The organism is Streptomyces sp. NPDC030143 (assembly GCF_055573695.1).
Genome location: NZ_JBVIAY010000029.1, coordinates 1 through 19,917, shown reverse-complemented (window position 1 = coordinate 19,917; position 19,917 = coordinate 1). Strand labels below are relative to the sequence as shown.

Here is a 19,917-nt window from a genome sequence, read left to right as displayed (position 1 = left end):
TCAGGCGTCCGCTGTGAGGAGACCCGCGCACTTCTCGCCGCTCACCGTCGTCGTGACCCACGGATCACCGAGGACCGCCGCAGAGGTGCGGTCGGGCGCGACCTGACCGGCGCGCCGGACGGAGCTCACGGGTGCGACAACTGCCCCGCGCCGCCGCCCTGCCGACGTATCCGCTCCTGCGCCCTCTCCGCTGCCCGCGCCTGCCGACGGGCGCGCCGCCGCTCGCGTCGCAGCGCACGCGCGGTGCTGCTCGGCGTCGACACCACTCCGTACCGCTGCTTCCACACCTGCCGGGTCACCCAGACGTCCAGCGCGCCCCACGTCGCCACCACCGTACTGACGATGCTGCTGATGACCATCGGGAACGCCAGCCAGGACCCGGCCAGCGTGCACAGGAAGGCGACCATGGCCTGGAGCAACGTCACGGCTATGAGAAGTACCGCGCGCACGGCCGCCGTGCGGACAGGGTCGGGAAGCCGGCGCCGGCGCGCGGGTTCCTCCACCCACAACGGCCGCGCAGCTCGCTCCTGATCCTCGACGCGCGCCCTGGACGCCGCGTCCCGCGCGCCGCGGCCGGACTCCTCGTGCCCGGCGAAGGCCCCCGCGCCCGCCGGTATCTGTCCCTGCGTCACTCCCCGTACGACCCCCGACCCGTGTCCGTCCGCTGGGATGTCGCGATCCGCCGCCTCGGAGTCCCCCAGTGCCGTACCGCGCGCCGCTGTGCGGTCCTGGGGCGCCCCGCGCCGCTCCGCCGTGCCCATCAACGTGTCACTCCCCACCGTCGGCAGACAGCTTTCCCCGGTTCGAAGAACCGGCTCCCCAGTGGCTGCCCGGCTTGCGTTCTTTTACGCCGCCCGGGTGCGGACTGCGGCTCCTGTGGCCGATTCCGCCCCCTGTTCCCAATCAGTAGGACGCACGACACACCTCGAAGATTCCCCCAACTTCGAAAAAATCTGGCCAACTCCTCAATGGGGTCGATCGGATCCGGCCCGCTCCGCAAACCCGTTTCCCGGGCGGCAATCTCCGCCAATGGCCGGACAACTCCCCCCGACGGGAAGCCCATACGGACGTTCAGGTTCCGGACCGGTCTTCGAGTTACGGTTGCGTCGGTAGTAGGCTCGCGCCGTTTGTTGACGCACATGCGTACCCCCGGTCGCCGGGGGTTCGAGCTGGGGGAGACCATGCGCTTTCGCGGGAAGTCCATCCGCCGGAAGATCGTGGCGCTTCTTCTCGTGCCGCTGGTGTCCCTGACCGCCGTCTGGGGCTTCGCCACCGTGCTCACGGGCCGCGAGGCGAGCCGCCTGTTCACCGTGTCGCACCTCGTGGAGAAGGTCGGCTACCCCGTCGAGGACACCGTCCGCGTCGTGCAGCAGGAGCGCCGCCAGACCCTCGTCTACCTCGCCGACCCCCGAGCCTCCAACGCGCTGTCCGCGCTGCGCCGCACCCGGGCCGCCACGGACGAGGCGCTCGCCGAGATCCGCGCCAACGCCGAGGACCCCGACGTCCGCGACGTCCTGGACCCGGACGACGGCGAGGGCCTGACCGCGGTGCTCGACGCCTTCGACGGCGTCGACTCCCTGCGCACCGGCGTCGAGGAGGGCACCGTCACCCGGGCGCAGGCCCTGGACCTCTACAACCGGCTCATCGACCCCTGCTACGCCCTGCTGTCCACCCTGGACGTCGTCGACAGCGTGGAGATGGACAAGCAGTACCGGGCCCTCGTCGGCGTCGCCCGCGCCCGCGAACTCCTCTCCCAGGAGGACGCGTTGCTCGGCTCCGCCTTGGTCGTGGGCCACCTCACGCAGGCAGAGATCCGCGCGGTCTCCGACCTCGAGGCCCAGCGCGACATCATCTACGACATCAACCTCGCCCAACTGCCCGTGGCGGAACGCGAACGCTACGAGCGCTTCTGGAAGAACGCCACCACCGCCCCGCTGCGCACGGCCGAACAGGCCGTCGTCTCCGCCTCGCCCGGCGACCTCCCCCGTGGCGTCACCGCCAAGTCCTGGGACACCGCCGCCGCCGACGTCCTCGACGAACTCGGCACCCTCGACGAGCAGGCGAACGACCGCTACCAGGACCGCGTCCGCCCCGTGGCGATCGAGGTCATCGTCAAGGCCGTGGTCGCCGGCGTCTTCGGTCTGATCGCCCTGCTCGTCTCGCTGGTGCTGTCCGTGCGCATCGGCCGCGCACTCATCCGCGACCTGCGCCAACTCCGGGTCGAGGCCCACGAGGCGTCCGCCGTGCGCCTGCCCAGCGTGATGCGCCGGCTCTCCGCGGGCGAACAGGTCGACGTCGAGACCGAGGTACCGCACCTGGAGTACGACAAGAACGAGATGGGCGAGGTCGGCCAGGCCCTCAACACCCTCCAGCGCGCCGCCGTCGAGGCCGCCGTCAAGCAGGCCGAACTGCGCGCCGGCGTCTCCGAGGTCTTCGTCAACCTCGCCCGCCGCAGCCAGGTCCTGCTGCACAAGCAGCTCACTCTGCTCGACACCATGGAACGCCGCACCGACGACACCGAGGAACTCGCCGACCTCTTCCGCCTCGACCACCTCACCACCCGCATGCGCCGGCACGCCGAGGGTCTGGTGATCCTGTCCGGCGCCGCGCCCTCACGCCAGTGGCGCAAGCCCATCCAGCTCATGGACATCGTGCGCGCCGCCGTCGCCGAGGTCGAGGACTACGAGCGGATCGAGGTGCGCCGCCTGCCGCGCATCGCCGTCACCGGCCCGGCCGTCGCCGACCTCACCCACCTCGTGGCCGAACTCCTGGAGAACGCCACGGTGTTCTCCCCGCCGCACACCGCCGTCCAGGTCCTGGGCGAGCGGGTCGCCAACGGCTTCACCCTGGAGATCCACGACCGCGGCCTCGGCATGGCCCCCGAAGCGCTCCTGGAGGCCAACCTCCGGCTCGCCGAGACGCCGGAGTTCGAACTCTCCGACACCGACCGGCTCGGGCTGTTCGTGGTCAGCCGGCTCGCCCAGCGGCAGAACGTCCGCGTCTCCCTCCAGCCCTCCCCGTACGGGGGCACGACCGCCGTCGTCTTCATCCCCGACGCGCTGCTGACCGACGACGTCCCCGACACCAACGGCATCGGCTTCCGCCTCGACCGCCCCCGGCCCCCGAAGGAGGGCGAGGCCGCCGAGGGCCGCAGGAACGTGCTCTCCCCGGCAGCGGGCCCGCACCCGGGAGCCCCCTCCGCGCTGCTGGACGGCCCGGTCGAACTGGAGGCCCCCGTCGGCCTGGGCGCCCTCGACGCCTTCGCGACGCCCCTCGACGAGGAGGACGCCGACCAGGACGGCCTGTTCCGCCCGCGCCGCTCCCTCGGCCGCCCGCAGGACGCACCGGCCACCGGCGTCGCCGACCATCACGGCCACCTGCCCGAGGTCCGCGGCGAGACGCCCGCCGACCCGGCCGCCCCCGTACCCCTGCCGAGCCGTCGCACCCCCAAGCTGGTCAGCTCGCACGGCCGGCCCGTCACCGACCAGCGCCCGCGGCGCACGGAAGCGGCCGACGACCCCTCCTGGCCTGGCGGAGGCCGGCCGCAGGACGGCACACCGCCGCCGCTGCCCTCCCGCCGACGCGGCACGACGGCGCAGATCCCGCGCAACAGCGCCGCCGACCGCCCCGAACCCGCCGCCGACCGCCCCGAACCCGGCGCCGACGAGACGCCCCGGGCTCCGCTGCTGCCCCGACGGTCGCGTCCGGCCCCGGTCGGCCCCCGCCACGACGATCCGGGACAACGCCCGGGCAGTCTGCCGGCGGGCCCGGCAGGGCACCCGCAGGGCGGCGCCGGCGGACCCGCCGGCACCCCGGGGACGGCACAGGACACCGGCTTCCCGACGGGGGCGCTCCCGCGGCGCGTACGGCAGGCGAACCTGGCCCCGCAGCTGCGCCAGGGACCCGACCCGCGCGCCGAGGACCGAAAGGACCCGACCGACCGGGACGCCGACGAAGTACGCAGCCGCATGGCCTCGCTCCAGCGCGGCTGGCAGCGCGGCCGCGCAGAGAACGCCGCGGGCGAAGACGCCCCCAGCGGCACAGCACCACGAGGAACGACAAAGGGGGACGGTCGATGACCGCACCGAAGGCGACCGGCCACACGAACGGCAACGGCGAACTGAACTGGCTCCTCGACGAGCTCGTCGACCGCGTCGCCAGCATCCGCAAGGCTGTCGTGCTCTCCGGCGACGGACTGCCGACGGGGGTGTCCAGGGACCTGACCCGGGAGGACAGCGAGCACCTGGCCGCCGTGGCCTCCGGTTTCCACAGCCTCGCCAAGGGCGTCGGCCGCCACTTCGAGGCCGGCACCGTGCGCCAGACCGTCGTCGAACTCGACGAGGCCTTCCTCTTCGTCACCGCCGCGGGTGACGGCAGCTGCCTCGCCGTCCTGGCGGACGCCGACTCGGACGTCGGACTCGTGGCCTACGAGATGACCCTCCTGGTGAAGCGGGTCGGCACACACCTGGGCACCGCCCCGCGTACCGATCTGCCCTCGGGCGGGTAGTGGGGTGGCATGAGCACAGACGGTCAGGGAAGAAGCCACTGGTTCGACGACGAGGCCGGACCGGTCGTGCGTCCGTACGCCATGACGCGCGGCCGCACCACCAGCGCGGTCCAGCACCGTCTCGACCTGATCGCGGTCGTCGTCGCCGAACCCCACGCGGACGACCCGGAAGCGGACCCGTCGCTCTCCCCGGAGCACGTGGACATCGTGGACCTGTGCCGGGACGCCCCCCAGTCGGTCGCCGAACTCGCCGCGGAACTCGACCTGCCCATCGGCGTGGTCCGGGTGCTCGTCGGCGATCTCGTGGACGCCGAGTTCGTCCATGTGAACCGGCCGGTACCCCCGGCCGAACTGCCGGACGAGAGTATTCTGCGCGACGTGATCAACGGCCTCCGAGCGCTGTGAGCGGCGCGGAAGCGAGGTGAGGCCACGGCCCATCACCCCCACGACCCCCCATCGAGCAGGAGAAGACATCGATGATCTTCGGGCGTTCTGAGCGCGGCAAGCCCCCGGTCGAGCCCGTCACGCTCAAGATCCTGGTGGCCGGCGGCTTCGGCGTGGGCAAGACCACCCTCGTCGGTGCCGTCAGTGAGATCAGACCGCTGCGCACCGAGGAGTTCCTCACCGAGGCCGGCCGCCCGGTCGACGACACCACGGGCGTCGAGCGCAAGCACACCACCACCGTCGCCATGGACTTCGGACGCATCACGCTGCGCGAGGACCTGGTGCTGTATCTGTTCGGCACACCCGGCCAGGAGCGCTTCTGGTTCATGTGGGACGAGCTCTCCGAAGGCGCCCTCGGCGCCGTCGTGCTCACCGACACCCGCCGCCTGGAGGACTGCTTCGCCGCCGTCGACTACTTCGAGCGCCGCTCCATACCGTTCGTCATCGGCGTCAACTGCTTCGAGGGCGCGGCCCGTTACCCCGTCGAGGACGTACGGCGCGCCCTCGACCTCGACGACGACGTCCCGGTGGTGCTGTGCGACGCCCGCGACCGCCGGTCGGTCAGGGACGTCCTCGTCGGGGTCGTCGAGCACGCCATGGAGTTCGGCACCGAACGCCGCCAGACGGTCACCACCTGAGCGCCGCGCACGGCCCGCACCCCCGCCGACCGGGGTGCGGGCCGTGGCCCGAAGGGCGACACCGGCGCGCGCGGGCCGCCCGGCCCGCACACACACGGACCGCACGCGCGCGTGCGGTCCGTGCTCCGTACGCCCCCGTGGCGTCCGGACGCGCCCCGCACGCGCGCGTGGGTCAGCCGTCCCCGTCCTGCACCCAGCCGAAGCTCTTCTCCACGGCCCGGCGCCAGTTGCGGTACTCGCGGTCGCGCACCGCCGCCTCCATCGACGGCGTCCACTCGGCGTCCCGCTCCCAGTGCGCGTTCAGCTCGTCGAGGTCTTGCCACACCCCGGTGGCCAGCCCGGCCGCGTAGGCCGCGCCCAGGCACGTCGTCTCGGAGACCCGGGGCCGGATCACGGGCACCCCGAGGACGTCCGCCTGGTGCTGCATCAGCAGGTCGTTCTTCGTCATGCCCCCGTCCACCTTCAGGGTCGTGATCCGCACCCCGGAGTCCTGGAACATCGCGTCGACGACCTCCCGCGTCTGCCAGCTCGTCGCCTCCAGCACCGCACGCGCGAGGTGGGCCCTCGTGACGTACCGGGTCAGCCCGGTGACGATCCCGCGCGCGTCGGAGCGCCGGTACGGCGCGAACAGGCCCGAGAACGCGGGCAGACGTAGGCGCCGCCGTTGTCCTCGACACTCGCCGCCAGCGTCTCGATCTCGTCCGCCGTGCGGATGATGCCGAGCTGGTCCCGCGCCCCGCCCGGCGTCCGTGACGAGCGGGCCGTCCGAGCCGAATCGCCTGCGGGGGAGTGGCCCTGGGGCCGGTGGGACCGCAGGGCACAGTGCCTGGATACGCCGTGAACGTACGGCGATGTCGGCCGACACCGGGAAGTGTTCACCGGCACCCGGAGGCCGTCAAGGAGGCCGGCGACAACGGTTGGAGCCACCGGAGGCGACGGCGGAGGGCCGAAGGGACCGGAACGCCGACCACCGGTCACGCGGGTCGGCGTCCGCCCGCGCTCACCCCGATCCCGGCTCCGCCCCCACCACCTCCGCTTCCGTCCGGGCCGCCGGCAGCACCCCCCCGCCGCACCTCGTGCCCCGGCAGCCCCGCACGCCCCAGCACCCAACTGGCCCCGCCCAGCGCCTTGGCGGCCTTCTTCAGCGGTGCCAGACAGGCCGCCGCCTGACGGTGGTCGGACACACCGCCCGGCGGGCACACGACGGTGGCCAGCGACAGGGTGACCGGGCGCCCGCCCGCCGACCAGGGTGCGTCCAGCACCGCGGCGGCCAGCGGATCCATGTCCTCCGGGTCGGCCAGGACGAGGAAGTCGTCCCCGCCGATGTGCCCCACCCGTGCGGCCCCGGTGGCGGCGACCTGCAGTGCCCGCCCCACGGACCGGATCAGCTCGTCCCCCGCCGCGAAGCCGGCACCGTCGTTGACCTGCTTGAAGTGGTCGACGTCCAGCCAGCTCAGCGCGAACGCCCGCCCGTCGGTGATCCGCCGGTCCACCTCCACCGTGATCGCGTCCGAACCGGGCAGCCGTGTCAGCGGATTGAGTCCCGCCGCCTCCTCGACGCGCGTCTCGGCCAGCGCCCGTACGAGGTCCGCGAGCCGGACGACGCCCACGCACCGCCCGTGGTCGTCCACGACGGCCACATCGTCGGAGGTCCGGCCCCTGTCCCCGACGGCGACCACGTCCAGCACCTCCCACGCCGTGGCGTCGACGCCCACCGTGCGCGGGGGATCACCGAGCTTGGCCGCGGGCCGGTCGGCGTACAGGGCATGCCCGTAGCGCCCGGACATCGACAGCAGGAAACGCGAGCGGTGCACGGACCGCACGGGCATGCCCGCCCGGTCCACCAGCAGTACCCCGGACACGTCCGGCGACCCGGTGAGCAGGGCCCGCACCTGCCCCGCGGAGGCGCCCGCGGGCAGCAGCGCGGCCGGCCGGACGAACTCCCGCACCGAGGGCCCCGTCCGGGACACCGGCGCGGTGCCCGGCGAACGCGGCGGCACATACACCTCGGCAGTGGGCAGCCGCGCCGGCGGCGCGAACAGGACGCCCTGCGCGAGCTGTGCCCCGGCCGACCGCGCGGCCGCGCACTGCAGCTCCGTCTCCACCCCCTCCACGGCGAGCAGCGCTCCGAGCTCGTCGCAGAGCGTCCGCATGGCCCGCACCGCAGCCGGACGCGCCAGCAGGGACGCGTCCAGCTTCACCACGTCCGGGGCCAGGTCCACGAGCAGCCGCAGCGGCACGTCCCCGTCCCCGACGCCGTCCGCACTGATCCGGAAGCCCTGCTCGCGCAGGGCGGCCACCGCCTCCACCAGCGCGGTCCGCGGCACATGCGTGTACGGCGGTACGACGTCCAGCGTCACCTCCCAGGGCAGCCGCCCCGCCTCCCGTACGGCTTCGTGCAGCGGAGTGAGTCCGCCGAGGTCGGCCAGGGTGCCAGCGAACACGTTCACGTGCAGCGGCAACAGCGTCTCCTTGCACGCTGCCGCCCGCACCGCCGACACGGCGAGCCGGCCGTCGAGTTCGGGATCCCGCCGGGCCTCCGCGAGGACGTCACCCGTCTCCGGGCGGGCGAGTATCTCCAGACCCGCCACTCCCGCGGTGGTGAGGTTGACCACCGGTTGGAACGCGAAGCGGAGAGTATCCGTCCAGGAGTGCACGGGAGCATGATGGCCCCGCCGGCGCGCGCCGAGGCGCAGTTCATGAGACGTTCACGCAGGGTTCCGGTCAGGTCACGGAACATCACGGCATGCCGGGCCAGGTGGGGTTCGAGCCCCCTCCTCACGACCGCCCACCGAGCCCCCTCTCCGTCTCTCAGCGCACGGCGACCACCGCCGATCCGTGGCCGAACAGCCCCTGGTTCGCCGTGATGCCCACCCGCGCGCCGCTGACCTGGCGGTCGCCCGCCCGGCCCCGCAGCTGCCAGGTCACCTCGCAGACCTGGGCGATCGCCTGCGCCGGCACCGCCTCCCCGAACGATGCCAGCCCGCCGCTCGTGTTCACCGGCGTGCGACCGCCCGGCGCCGTCACTCCCTCCCGCAGCAGCTTGGCCCCCTCGCCCTGTCCGCAGAGCGCGAGATCCTCGTACCACTGCAACTCCAGTGCCGTGGACAGGTCGTAGACCTCGGCGAGCGACAGGTCCTCGGGCCCGATGCCGGCCTCCTCGTACGCGGCGGCGGCGATCGACGCCCGGAACGTCTCCCCGGACGGCTCCGCCGCCGCGGCCGAGTCCGTCGCGATGTCCGGCAGGTCCAGCACGGTCTGCGGATACCGGGGCGACACCGTGGCCACCGCCCGGATCCGCACCGGATCCGTCACCCCCCGCCGGCGTGCGAACCCCATGCTGGACAGCACCAGGGCCGCCCCGCCGTCCGAGGTCGCGCAGATGTCCAGCAGACGCAGGGGATCGGCGACCACCGCCGACGCGGCGACCTCCTCGGCGGTCACCCGTCTGCGGTAGCGGGCGTTCGGGTTCAGCGCCCCCAGCGCGGCGTTCTTCACCTTGACCTGGGCGAAGTCCTCCGGTGTGTCCCCGTGCTCGGCCATGCGCCGCCGCGCGTACAGCCCGAAGTAGGCCGGATTCGTCGCGCCCAGCACCCGGAACCGCAGCCAGTCCGGGTCCTCCGGCCGCTCCCCGCCGGCCGGACGGAAGAAACCCTTGGGAGCGGCGTCGGCCCCCACCACGAGCACGACGTCCGCCAGCCCCGCCAGGATCTGCGCCCGCGCCGCCCCGATGGCCTGCGCCCCCGACGCGCACGCCGCGTACACGCTCGTGACCCTGGCGCCCTGCCATCCGAGGGCCTTCGCGAACGTCGCCCCCGCCACATGTCCCGGATAGCCGCCACGCACCGTGTCCGCGCCCACGATCGAACCGACGTCCCGCCAGTCGAGGCCGGCGTCGGCCAGGGCCGCACGGGCCGCCGCCACGCCGTACGTGACGAAGCCGAGCCCCCACTTGCCCCACGGGTGCATCCCCGCGCCGAGCACCGCCACCTCCGCCGTCATCCCCGCACCCCCGTAGGCCGCCAGTGCCAGGTCGTCCAGGTCGTCCCCGCGTCCTCGTACAGCACGCCGGGCACGACCTCCACCTCCATGCCCACCGTCAGCCCCGCGGTCGTGACCCCGGGAACAGCCTGTCCCAGCACCACCATCCGCTCTGCCTCCAGCTCCACAGCGATCAACGCGTACGGCTCCCACGGAAGTTCCGGATCGGTCACATAGGGTGACGGAGGGCGGTAGCGGCAGTCGGTGAACGACCAGATCCGTCCGCGCCGGGACAGCGGCACCTCCACCAGCTCGCCGCCCGCGCAGCCCGGATTGCGGCAGTGCGCGTCCTCGCGGGGGAAGAAGACCGCGCCACACGCGGAACAGCGCGTTCCGAGCAGCCTGAACCCGTCCCCGTCCCCGGTGAACCACCCGGTGACCACAGGTGTGCGTGTTCGCGACAAGGTGCCTCCCCGGTCTGTATCTGACGGAACGTCAGGAGTGTGGCACGCCCCTCGCGAAATGGGCAGGGCCACCGACCCGGGAACGGACGCCGGGCGATCGCTTCCCCGACGGCCTCCGGCCCTGATAGACGCAGGAGACATGACACGCCTTCCCCGTGCCGCACGCGGTGTCTTCACCGCGCTCGCCGCCCTGCTGGCCGTGACCGCCGCCACCGCCCCCGCCCGGACGGACACCGAACCCCCCGCCCGGACGGACACCGAACCCCCCGCCCGGACGGACACCGAACCCCACGCCCGGACGGACACCGAACCCCACGCCCCGGCAGACTTCGTCGCCCTGAGAAGCGTGGACCCGACGATCCTCCAGGAGATGCGCTACTCCACCCCGCACAATTTCGTCGGCACCCGCATCGACGGCTACCGCCGGCCGCTGTGCATCCTCACGCGCCCGGCCGCCGAAGCCCTCCACAAGGCCCAGACCAAGCTGTTGCGCCAGGGATACACCCTCAAGGTCTACGACTGCTACCGGCCGCAGCGCGCCGTCGACCACTTCGTCCGCTGGGCCGAGGACCTCGACGACCAGGCGATGAAGGGGGAGTTCTACCCCGACGTCGACAAGTCCCGCCTGTTCGCGGACGGCTACATCGCCGAGAAGTCCGGCCACAGCCGCGGCTCGACCCTCGACGTCACCCTCGTGAAGCTCCCGGCACGACCGACCGGGCCCCACGCCCCCGGCCGGCCCCTCGTGCCGTGCCACGCGCCGCAGGCCGAGCGCTTCCCGGACAACTCCGTCGACATGGGCACTGCCTTCGACTGCTTCGACACCCTCAGCCACACTCTCGACCCACGCGTCCAGGGCGAGCAACGCGCCCACCGCCTGCTCCTCAAGAGCACCCTGGAAGGCCGCGGCTTCGTCAACCTCGCCGAGGAATGGTGGCACTACACCTTCCGACCCGAGCCGTACCCGGACACGTATTTCGACTTCCCCGTCTCCACCGCATCGCTCACCGGTTCCCCCTGGGCACCCCCGTACGACGTCCTCCCATGATCGGATACAGTCCGCCGCGTGTCCGAAACTCAGCACCCCACTTCCAACTCCCCCCGCGACTCCCACTGTTCGAGCTGCGGAGCGCCCTACGGGGAGGGCGTCACGGGCTGGCCCCGCACCTGCCCGGCCTGCGCCGCCGTGGCCTACCGCAACCCCCTGCCGGTCGCCGTCGCGCTCCAGCCCGTCTACGACACCAAGGGCACCGCCCTGGTCGTCGTCACCCGAACCGTCGAGCCCGCGCGCGGGGGCATCGCACTCCCCGGCGGCTACATCGACGACCGCGAGGACTGGCGGCAGGCCGTCGTCCGTGAACTCGAGGAGGAGACCGGCATCGAGGTCGCCGGCCGCGACGTGCGCCTCGCCGACGCCATGAGCTCCCCCGACGGCCACCTCCTGCTCTTCGGCCTCCTGCCGGAACGGCCCGCCGACCGCCTGCCGACCTCGGCCGCCACCGACGAGACCGAGGGCTGGCAGCTCCTGCGCAGGCCCGAGGAGCTGGCCTTCCCGCTCCACACACTCGCCGTGCGGGCGTTCTTCGAGGGCCGCTACGTCTGAGCGGGCCCGCCGAGCCCGCGTACGCGCACAGGGTGGGACGGTTCGCGCACGCCGTCCTCACCCTCCCGCTCGACGACGACGCCCCGGCCCCCCGCCCAGCGAGCGACGTACCGCTCGATCTCGGGATCGTCCCAGCCGTCACCCGCGTCCTGCACCACCAGACCGCCCCCCGCCCGGCCCGGGGCAGGCGCCCACACCTCCAGCTCCAGACCACCGTCCCGCCCCTGCACCGGTATGACGGCACCCGCGCGCGCGAGCACCGGGATCCGCGCCGAAGGCGCCTCGAGGAGTACCTGCCCCGGCCCCGTGTACGCCTTCCCCGTCGCCGTGTCGTACCAGAGCCCCCGCGGCAACGGCACGGCACGCCGGTCCGCACCCGGGTCGAGCACCGGCGCCACCAGCAGCGCGTCACCCAGCAGGAACGCGTCCTCGCAGTCCCGCAACGCACGGTCCTCGGGCGCCCCCCACCACAACGGCCGCACATAGGGAGCTCCCGTACGCCGTGCCAGATGCGCCAGCGTCATGAAGTACGGCAGCAGCCGCCTGCGTTCCAGGAGGGCCGCACGCGCGTGCTCCAACACCTGCGGGCCGAACTCCCACGGCTCCCTGCGCCCCGCCCGCAGGCTCGCGTGCGTACGGAACAGCGGCATGTAGGCGCCCAGCTGGAACCACCGCAGATACAACTCGGGCGAGGGACTGCCGTCGAAGCCCCCCACGTCCGGCCCCGAGTAGGGCACCCCGCACAACCCCAGACCGATGACCGACGACAGGGACGCCCGCAGACCGGGCCACCCCGTCGCCACGTCACCGGACCACGTCCCGCCGTACCGCTGCAGGCCGGCCCAGCCCGAACGGGAGAAGACGAACGGGCGCTCCTCGGGCGACAGCCGCCGCACCCCCTCGTAGGCCGCCTGGGCCATGCACAGCCCGTAGACGTTGTGAGCCTCCCGATGGTCGCCGCCCCGCCCCTCCAGGGCGTGCCGGGCCGACCTGGGAAGCGTCGACTCCCCGAAGGCCGTGAACGACGTGGGCTCGTTCATGTCGTGCCAGAAACCCGAGAACCCCTGCCCGATCCGCTCCGCGTACAGATCCCCCCACCACGCACGCACCCGCGCGTGCGTGAAGTCGGGGTAGACCACCTCGCCCGGCCACGCCACCCCCTCCACGAGCCGCCCCGAGGCGTCCCGCACGAACACGTCCTCGGCGACCCCACTGTCGTGGACGGCGTCACCCGGCTCCGCCCTGACCGCCGGATCGACGATCGACACCAGACGGATCCCGTCCCGCCGCAGCTCCTCGGCGAGCACCGGCAGCTTGGGGAACCGCTCCTGGTCGACCGTGAACACCCGGTGCCCGTCATAGTGGTCGATGTCCAGGTGCACGGCGTCCAGCGGCAGCCCGTGCTCGTGGTAGCCCGCCACGATCCGCCGCACCTCCTGCTCGCTGCCGAAGCCCCACCGCGCGTGGTGATGACCGAGCGCCCAGGCCGGAGGCAGTGCCGGCGCCCCGGTGAGCGAGGCCCACGCGAGCAGCACGCGCGCGGGGGTGCCCACCATCACCCAGCAGCGCAGCGGGCCGCCCTCCATCCGCAGCTCGGAGACACCGGGCCGGTCGTGCCCCGACCCGGCCCCCTCCTCGCCCTCCCGCAGCGTCACCGTGCCGTCGAAGGACGTGTCGTGGAAGGCCAGGTGGGTGGCCGCGTCGGCCACCACCACCTGCACGGGCATCGTGAGGTACAGCGGATCGTCCCCGGGACCGAACGCCCGCCCCGGATCCGTGTTCCACAGCCGATACGTCCCCGCCCGCAACCGCGGCCCCGACGCCCGTCCCCCCAGCCCGAAGAACCGCGCGTCGGCCGCCACCTCGGAGCGCTGCATCCACCGCCCGGGGCCACCCCCCTCGGGCTCCCACCACCGCGGCGGCAGATCCCGTCTCAAGGCCACGCCACCCGGCGTCAGCACCTCGATCGCCCCGTGCCGCGAGACCACGACGGTCACCCGCTCGGCCACGACCCGCCAGCCACCGTCCTTGTCCGGCTCCAGCACCGCCCGCGGATCCGCCTCCGGACACCGCCCGGCCAGCGCGTACGACGGTTCCGGACCGACCCCGTCCCAGCCCCAGAACACGGCCCCGTTCACGCCGACATGGATCCGCAGCTCCGAACGGCCGAAGCGGATCGTCCCGCCACCCGGCCCGGGCTCCACCTCCCGCACCGTGCCCGGCACCCGCGCCCGCTCGGCCCGCCGCGCCGGCAGCCCCGTGGCGTCGGCACGCCTCCTGCGCCACGCGGCCCGTACGGTCCGCAACCCCTGGGCAGCCCCCGCAGAACCGACCACCTTCATCGAACGCACCAGGTCACGACCGTCCATGCTGCTCACCCTGCCACTCGCCGCTCCCCGCGCGCGTGTCGTTCAACTTCCGTTCACCCGTGGTGGGACCACATCTTCACGACAGGGACTGTGTGGGGCACGCCCTGGTGCGGAAGTCGATCACATGGCATCGTCCGTGTCAGCCGTGTCACGCGCACACCCCGCACGTGCGCGGACGACGCACACGACGCGCACAGTCCGGGAGCCGCCCCATGCCGACCGAGAACCCCGAGCCGCTCTGGCGGCCCGATCCGCAGCGCATCGCACAGGCCCAGATCAGCAGGTTCCAGACCTGGGCCGCCGAACACCACGGAGCCCCCTCCGACGGCGGCTATCCGGCCCTGCACCGCTGGTCCGTCGACCACCTCGAGACGTTCTGGAAGGCCGTCACACAGTGGTTCGACGTACGGTTCTCCACCCCCTGCACGCGCGTGCTGGGCGACCGGGCCATGCCCGGCGCCGAGTGGTTCCCCGGGGCGACGCTGAACTACGCCGAGCACGCCCTGCGCGCCGGCGCCACCCGTGCGGACGAACCCGCCCTCCTCCATGTCGACGAGACCCACGCCCCAAGCCCGGTGAGCTGGTCCGAGCTGCGCCGCCAGGTCGGCTCCCTCGCCGCCGAACTGCGCTCCCTGGGCGTCCGCCCCGGAGACCGGGTCAGCGGATACCTGCCGAACATCCCGCAGGCCGTCGTCGCCCTCCTCGCCACGGCCGCCGTGGGCGGCGTCTGGACCTCCTGCGCCCCCGACTTCGGCGCCCGCAGCGTCCTCGACCGCTTCCAGCAGGTCGAGCCCGTCGTCCTGTTCACCGTCGACGGCTACCGCTACGGCGGCAAGGAGCACGACCGCCGCGCCGTCGTCGCCGAACTGCGCCGAGAGCTGCCCACCCTGCGCGCCGTGGTGCACATCCCCCTCCTGGGCAGCGAGGCGCCCGAGGGAGCCCTGGACTGGTCCGCCCTGACCGCCGCGGACGCGGAGCCCGTCTTCGAGCAGGTCCCGTTCGACCATCCCCTCTGGGTGCTCTACTCCTCCGGCACCACCGGCCTGCCCAAGGCCATCGTCCAGTCCCAGGGCGGCATCCTCGTCGAACACCTCAAGCAGCTCGGCCTGCACTGCGACCTCGGCCCCGAGGACCGTCTCTTCTGGTACACCTCGACCGGCTGGATGATGTGGAACTTCCTGGTCTCCGGCCTCCTCACCGGCACCACGGTCGTCCTCTACGACGGCAGCCCCGGCTACCCCGACACGGCCGCCCAGTGGCGCGTCGCCGAACGCACGGGAGCCACCCTCTACGGCACGTCGGCGGCCTACGTCATGGCCTGCCGCAAGGCGGACGTCCACCCAGGCCGTGACTTCGACCTCTCCACGGTCCGATGCGTCGCCACCACCGGCTCCCCGCTGCCGCCCGACGGCTTCCGCTGGCTGCACGACGAAGTCCGCGACGACCTGTGGATCGCCTCCGTCAGCGGCGGCACCGACGTCTGCTCCTGCTTCGCCGGAGCCGTCCCCACCCTCCCCGTGTACCTCGGCGAACTCCAGGCACCGGGCCTCGGCACCGACCTGCAGTCCTGGGACCCGGACGGCCGGCCGGTGATCGACGAGGTCGGCGAACTGGTCGTCACCAACCCCATGCCCTCCATGCCGGTCCACTTCTGGAACGACCCCGACGGCAGCCGCTACCACGACAGCTACTTCGACACCTACCCCGGCGTCTGGCGCCACGGCGACTGGATCACCGTCACCTCCCGCGGCTCCGTCGTCATCCACGGCCGCTCCGACTCCACCCTCAACCGCCAGGGTGTCCGCATGGGATCGGCCGACATCTACGAAGTCGTCGAACGGCTCCCCGAGATCAGGGAGTCCCTCGTCATCGGCATCGAACAGCCCGACGGCGGCTACTGGATGCCACTCTTCGTGCACCTGGCACCCGGAGCCGTCCTCGACGACGCCCTCCTCGCCCGCATCAAGCAGGCCATCCGCGAACAGCTCTCACCGCGCCACGTCCCCGACGAGATCATCGAAGTCCCCGGAATCCCGCACACCCTCACCGGCAAGCGCATCGAGGTCCCCGTCAAACGCCTCCTCCAAGGCACCCCCCTGGAGAAGGCGGTCAACCCGGGATCCATCGACAACCTGGACCTGCTGCACTTCTACGAGGAACTCGCACACAAGCGGGCCTGACAGCCTGTTCCCGCTCCCGCCGGCAGCGCCACCCCCTCGACCAGCACGAACCGGCGCTGTCGGCTTCCCGGCCCGTGCCACTCGCCGCGTTGTCAGTGCCGTCGATTACTGTGAGTGAGCATTGATCGACTGTGTGCACAGGGGGAAAACATGACACACACCGACCACCAGACCATGCGACGCGTGCTGCGCCGTGAGATCGCGGGCACCATCGGCCTGCTCACCGACGAGCACGACTTCCGTGCCATGCGGCGCTACCGCAGCTTCACCTTCGACGACCACACCACCTACCTCCAGCAGGTCGAGGCGCTCCTGAAGACCCGAGCCCTCCAGGGCATCCACACCACCATCGCCCTCTTCGACCCCCAGGAGTACGCCGAGTTCTGCACCGCCAAAGGCCTCGACCCGGACGTCCCGGCCCACCGCTCCCGCTTCACCGCCGAACTCGCGACCACCGGACCCACACTCCCCTACGAGGGCCAACCCCTCTCCGACCTCGTGCCCGCCCTCGTCGACGAGGCCGTCCGCCAGGCGACCTGGGAGTACGCGGCCACACTCCTGGCCCGCCTCGGCGCCTGCGCGACCTGCGGCGAGGACATCGGCCGCGCGGCCTTCGCCCGCGCCTCCGCCCTCCTCGCCCGCATCCTCGACACAGCGCCCGCGGGCGACCGGCACCTCGTCTGCAGCGTCACCGGCACACCCGAAACGCTCATCGCGGTCCTCCACGCCGACGAGACGGCGAGCGGCACCATCCCGCTCGACGATGCCGAGGTCCTCGAGTTCACCACCGTCCTCGCCCTCGGCCTCGCCACCCAGGGACCCGGCGGCCTGGTCATGCGCACCACCGTCCAGGGCACACCCGACCAGATCTACGGCTGGCGGCTGCGCGGCGACGAACTGCAACCCCTGACGGCCGGCGAGGTCTTCGACGCCTACTGCACCGACGTCGAATCCGGAGACCTCATCTCCCCCGAGTCGGGCGTCGACTACTGCGCCCCGCCCGACCTCTTCCCGGACGAGCACGGGGGACCGGCCTCCGCCCACCGCCACTGACACGACGAGAGGGGCGCCCCACCCGAAGGCGGAGCGCCCCTCTCACGAGCCGATCACCGGCGCGGTGCGACCCCTGGACTCACTCACTCACCGGACAGCACGGCCTGGGCGGCGCTGCGCGCCTCCTCGGCACTGTCCGTCGCCCGCGCGGCCGCCGCGGCCCGCTCGCACTGCGCCAGCGTGTACTTCGCCAGCGTCGCCCGCACATACGGAATCGACGCCGCACCCATGGACAGGGAGGTGACGCCCAGACCGGTCAGCACACAGGCGAGCAGCGGGTCGGAAGCGGCCTCGCCACACACACCGCAGCTCTTGCCCTCGGCCTTGGCCGCCTCGGCGGACAGGGCGACCAGGTCCAGCAGCGCGGGCTGCCACGGATCCTGCAGCCGGGACACCGCACCCACCTGCCGGTCCGCGGCGAACGTGTACTGCGCGAGGTCGTTCGTCCCCAGCGACAGGAACTCGACCTCCTGAAGGATCGAACGGGCGCGCAGCGCGGCCGACGGGATCTCCACCATCGCACCGAACTTCGCCCGCAGCCCGGCCGCCCGGCACGCCTCCGCGAACGCCCTGGCGTCGGTACGGTCCGCCACCATCGGGGCCATCACCTCGAGGTAGACCGGCAGGCCCTCGGCGGCCTTCGCCAGCGCGGTCAGCTGGGTGTGCAGGACTTCCGGGTGGTCCAGCAGCGTGCGCAGACCGCGCACGCCCAGCGCCGGGTTCGGCTCGTCCGCCGGGGTCAGGAAGTCCAGCGGCTTGTCCGCACCCGCGTCCAGCACCCGCACCACGACACGCCCCTCGGGGAACGCCTCGAGCACCTGCCGGTAGGCCTCGACCTGCTTCTCCTCGGACGGCGCGTTCTTGCTGTCGTCGAGGAAGAGGAACTCGGTACGGAACAGCCCGACGCCCTCGGCGCCCGCCTCCACGGCAGCCGGCACATCGGCCGGCCCGCCGACGTTCGCCAGCAGCGGCACCTTGTGACCGTCGGCGGTGGCACCCGGCCCCGTCGAGGCGGCCAGCGCCGCCTTGCGCTCAGCGGCCGCGGCCCGCATCCGGGCCTTCTTGTCCTCGTCCGGGTTCACGAAGATCTCACCGGTGCTGCCGTCGACGGCGATCATCGTGCCCTCCGCCAGCTCACCGGCACCCGGCAGGGCCACGACGGCCGGCACACCGAGCGCCCGCGCCAGGATGGCGCTGTGGCTGGTCGGCCCGCCCTCCTCGGTGACGAAGCCGAGCACCAGCGTCGGGTCCAGCAGAGCCGTGTCGGCCGGCGCGAGGTCCCGGGCCACCAGCACGTACGGCTCGTCACTGTCCGGCACACCCGGCATTGGCACGCCCAGCAGACGGGCGACGATACGATTCCGCACGTCGTCGAGGTCCGCCACCCGGCCGGCGAGGTACTCACCGGCCCCCGCCAGCAGCTCGCGATAGGCGGCGAACGCGTCGTACACGGCACGCTCGGCCGTGCTGCCGACAGCGATACGGCGCTCCACGTCCGCCATCAGCTCGGGGTCCTGGGCCATCATGGCCTGCGCCTCGAGCACCGCCTGGGCTTCGCCCCCCGCCAGGTTGCCGCGCGCCATCAGGTCGGCTGCCACAGCCTCCACGGCCTGTCGGGCGCGCCCCTGCTCACGCTCCGCCTCCTCCGCCGGGATCTGCTTGGCGGGCGGTTCGAGCACCGCCGTTCCCATGTGCCGAACCTCGCCGATCGCCACACCGTGGCTCACGCCGACGCCTCGCAGCGTTGTCTCCATCTCACCCGTCTCCGATAGTGCGGCGGGTCGCGCCGCCGCGATGGTTGTCCTGCGTGCCGTCTTCACGACGGCGTCGGTGTCAGTTCCAGGAAAAGAGAACGTCGCCGGTCTTCACGTCGCCGTCCTCACGCAGGTCGGCAAGGGAGTCGACCGTGGCCTCCAGCGCGACGATCGGGCACACCGGGGACTTGCCGGCCTCCTCGACCGCTGCGGGGTTCCACCGCACGATGCCCTGGCCCCGTGTGACCGTGTCGCCCTTGTTCACGAGCAGCTCGAAGCCCTCGCCGTTGAGCTGGACGGTGTCGATCCCGAGGTGGGTGAGCACGCCGTGCCCCTCGGCGTCGACCACGACGAAGGCGTGCGGGTGGAGGGAGACGATGACTCCGTCCACGGGTGCGACCGCCTCGGAGGGCTCGCGCACCGGGTCGATCGCCGTGCCCGGGCCGACCATGGCCCCGGAGAAGACCGGATCCGGCACAGTGGCCAGTCCGATGGCGCGTCCTGCCAGCGGGGACGTCACGGTGGTCATGGGAAACCTCCCGGGGGATGGAGATGTACAGGGCCGTCATTACGACTCCCGGACGGCGCGCTGTGCAGCAGGGTATGTCAGACGAAGTACCGGTTCCGCACGAGTGCCCCGACCGTGGTCTAGACCACTACCCTAGTGGATTTGCACGGTCTCTGCGGCCCCGTGTACAGTCGTACTCCTGCTTGAGGGTGAGCGACGCGAACAAGCGCGCTGAACCGGGCAGCAACCAACTTGTCAGATCCTCTCTCCGGCTCAGCTTCCGCATGTCTGCGGAAGGATGGTCAGAGAGGCGGAAAAACACTGATAGAGTCGGAAACGCAAGACCGAAGGGAAGCGCCCGGAGGAAAGCCTGAGAGAGTCTCTCGGGTGAGTACAAAGGAAGCGTCCGTTCCTTG

General features: G+C 72.5%; 15 protein-coding genes and 1 pseudogene. 8 read left to right on the top strand and 8 right to left on the bottom strand.

Annotated elements, in window-relative coordinates; genetic code table 11:
- Nucleotides 1-125 precede the first annotated feature (125 nt).
- On the bottom strand, nucleotides 126-761 hold the full coding sequence (locus tag ACZ4YY_RS32895) for a hypothetical protein (protein ID WP_468298588.1): 636 nt from the start codon (nucleotides 759-761) through the stop codon (nucleotides 126-128).
- Nucleotides 762-1,181: 420 nt separating this feature from the next.
- Here ACZ4YY_RS32895 and ACZ4YY_RS32890 point away from each other — a divergent pair, with 420 nt between their 5' ends.
- The 4 genes from ACZ4YY_RS32890 to ACZ4YY_RS32875 all read left to right on the top strand — a co-directional run bounded on the left by ACZ4YY_RS32890 (nucleotide 1,182) and on the right by ACZ4YY_RS32875 (nucleotide 5,589).
- Nucleotides 1,182-4,079, top strand: a complete 2,898-nt coding sequence (locus ACZ4YY_RS32890) for a sensor histidine kinase (protein WP_468298586.1) — start codon at nucleotides 1,182-1,184, stop codon at nucleotides 4,077-4,079.
- Entirely contained in the window at nucleotides 4,076-4,507 is a 432-nt protein-coding gene (locus ACZ4YY_RS32885; RefSeq protein WP_468298584.1) for a roadblock/LC7 domain-containing protein, read from the top strand. Before ACZ4YY_RS32890 ends, ACZ4YY_RS32885 begins: the two co-directional genes overlap by 4 nt.
- Nucleotides 4,508-4,516: 9 nt before the next feature.
- Nucleotides 4,517-4,912 carry a DUF742 domain-containing protein gene (locus ACZ4YY_RS32880; protein WP_468298582.1) on the top strand — a complete coding sequence of 132 codons (396 nt, stop codon included), beginning with the start codon at nucleotides 4,517-4,519 and terminating at the stop codon, nucleotides 4,910-4,912.
- 71 nt (nucleotides 4,913-4,983) lie between these two features.
- On the top strand, nucleotides 4,984-5,589 hold the full coding sequence (locus ACZ4YY_RS32875) for a GTP-binding protein (RefSeq protein ID WP_468298580.1): 606 nt from the start codon (nucleotides 4,984-4,986) through the stop codon (nucleotides 5,587-5,589).
- Between the two features lie 172 nt (nucleotides 5,590-5,761).
- On the opposite strand, the pseudogene ACZ4YY_RS32870 reads toward ACZ4YY_RS32875, so the two are convergent.
- The 4 genes and pseudogenes from ACZ4YY_RS32870 to ACZ4YY_RS32855 form a co-directional block, all read right to left on the bottom strand.
- A pseudogene (locus tag ACZ4YY_RS32870) lies at nucleotides 5,762-6,321 on the bottom strand (FGGY-family carbohydrate kinase); the annotation flags it as partial.
- 242 nt (nucleotides 6,322-6,563) lie between these two features.
- Complete coding sequence (locus ACZ4YY_RS32865) at nucleotides 6,564-8,246, bottom strand: EAL domain-containing protein (protein WP_468298578.1); 1,683 nt, start codon at nucleotides 8,244-8,246, stop codon at nucleotides 6,564-6,566.
- 154 nt (nucleotides 8,247-8,400) lie between these two features.
- Nucleotides 8,401-9,591: a lipid-transfer protein gene (locus tag ACZ4YY_RS32860; protein ID WP_468298576.1), complete on the bottom strand. Its 1,191-nt coding sequence runs from the start codon at nucleotides 9,589-9,591 to the stop codon at nucleotides 8,401-8,403.
- Nucleotides 9,588-10,013, bottom strand: coding sequence for a Zn-ribbon domain-containing OB-fold protein (locus ACZ4YY_RS32855; protein WP_468298661.1), 426 nt, complete (start codon nucleotides 10,011-10,013; stop codon nucleotides 9,588-9,590). Before ACZ4YY_RS32855 ends, ACZ4YY_RS32860 begins: the two co-directional genes overlap by 4 nt.
- Nucleotides 10,014-10,173: 160 nt before the next feature.
- On the opposite strand from ACZ4YY_RS32855, the gene ACZ4YY_RS32850 reads away from it, so the two are divergent.
- Together ACZ4YY_RS32850 and ACZ4YY_RS32845 are read left to right on the top strand one after the other, a co-directional pair.
- Nucleotides 10,174-11,082, top strand: coding sequence for a M15 family metallopeptidase (locus ACZ4YY_RS32850; protein WP_468298574.1), 909 nt, complete (start codon nucleotides 10,174-10,176; stop codon nucleotides 11,080-11,082).
- Between the two features lie 18 nt (nucleotides 11,083-11,100).
- Nucleotides 11,101-11,637, top strand: coding sequence for an NUDIX domain-containing protein (locus ACZ4YY_RS32845; protein ID WP_468298572.1), 537 nt, complete (start codon nucleotides 11,101-11,103; stop codon nucleotides 11,635-11,637).
- Here the strand turns inward: ACZ4YY_RS32845 and ACZ4YY_RS32840 are convergent.
- A complete protein-coding gene (locus ACZ4YY_RS32840; RefSeq protein ID WP_468298570.1) occupies nucleotides 11,628-14,006 on the bottom strand; it encodes a glycoside hydrolase family 31 protein in 2,379 nt (792 codons plus the stop codon). The genes ACZ4YY_RS32845 and ACZ4YY_RS32840 overlap by 10 nt on opposite strands.
- A gap of 212 nt (nucleotides 14,007-14,218) precedes the next feature.
- On the opposite strand from ACZ4YY_RS32840, the gene ACZ4YY_RS32835 reads away from it, so the two are divergent.
- Complete coding sequence (locus tag ACZ4YY_RS32835) at nucleotides 14,219-16,186, top strand: acetoacetate--CoA ligase (protein WP_468298568.1); 1,968 nt, start codon at nucleotides 14,219-14,221, stop codon at nucleotides 16,184-16,186.
- Between the two features lie 150 nt (nucleotides 16,187-16,336).
- Nucleotides 16,337-17,239 carry a hypothetical protein gene (locus ACZ4YY_RS32830; RefSeq protein WP_468298567.1) on the top strand — a complete coding sequence of 301 codons (903 nt, stop codon included), beginning with the start codon at nucleotides 16,337-16,339 and terminating at the stop codon, nucleotides 17,237-17,239.
- Between the two features lie 83 nt (nucleotides 17,240-17,322).
- On the opposite strand, the gene ptsP is transcribed toward ACZ4YY_RS32830, so the two are convergent.
- Together ptsP and ACZ4YY_RS32820 are read right to left on the bottom strand one after the other, a co-directional pair.
- Entirely contained in the window at nucleotides 17,323-18,993 is a 1,671-nt protein-coding gene (gene ptsP / locus ACZ4YY_RS32825; protein WP_468298565.1) for a phosphoenolpyruvate--protein phosphotransferase, read from the bottom strand.
- Nucleotides 18,994-19,072: 79 nt separating this feature from the next.
- On the bottom strand, nucleotides 19,073-19,522 hold the full coding sequence (locus tag ACZ4YY_RS32820; RefSeq protein ID WP_468298563.1) for a PTS sugar transporter subunit IIA: 450 nt from the start codon (nucleotides 19,520-19,522) through the stop codon (nucleotides 19,073-19,075).
- Nucleotides 19,523-19,917 lie beyond the last annotated feature (395 nt).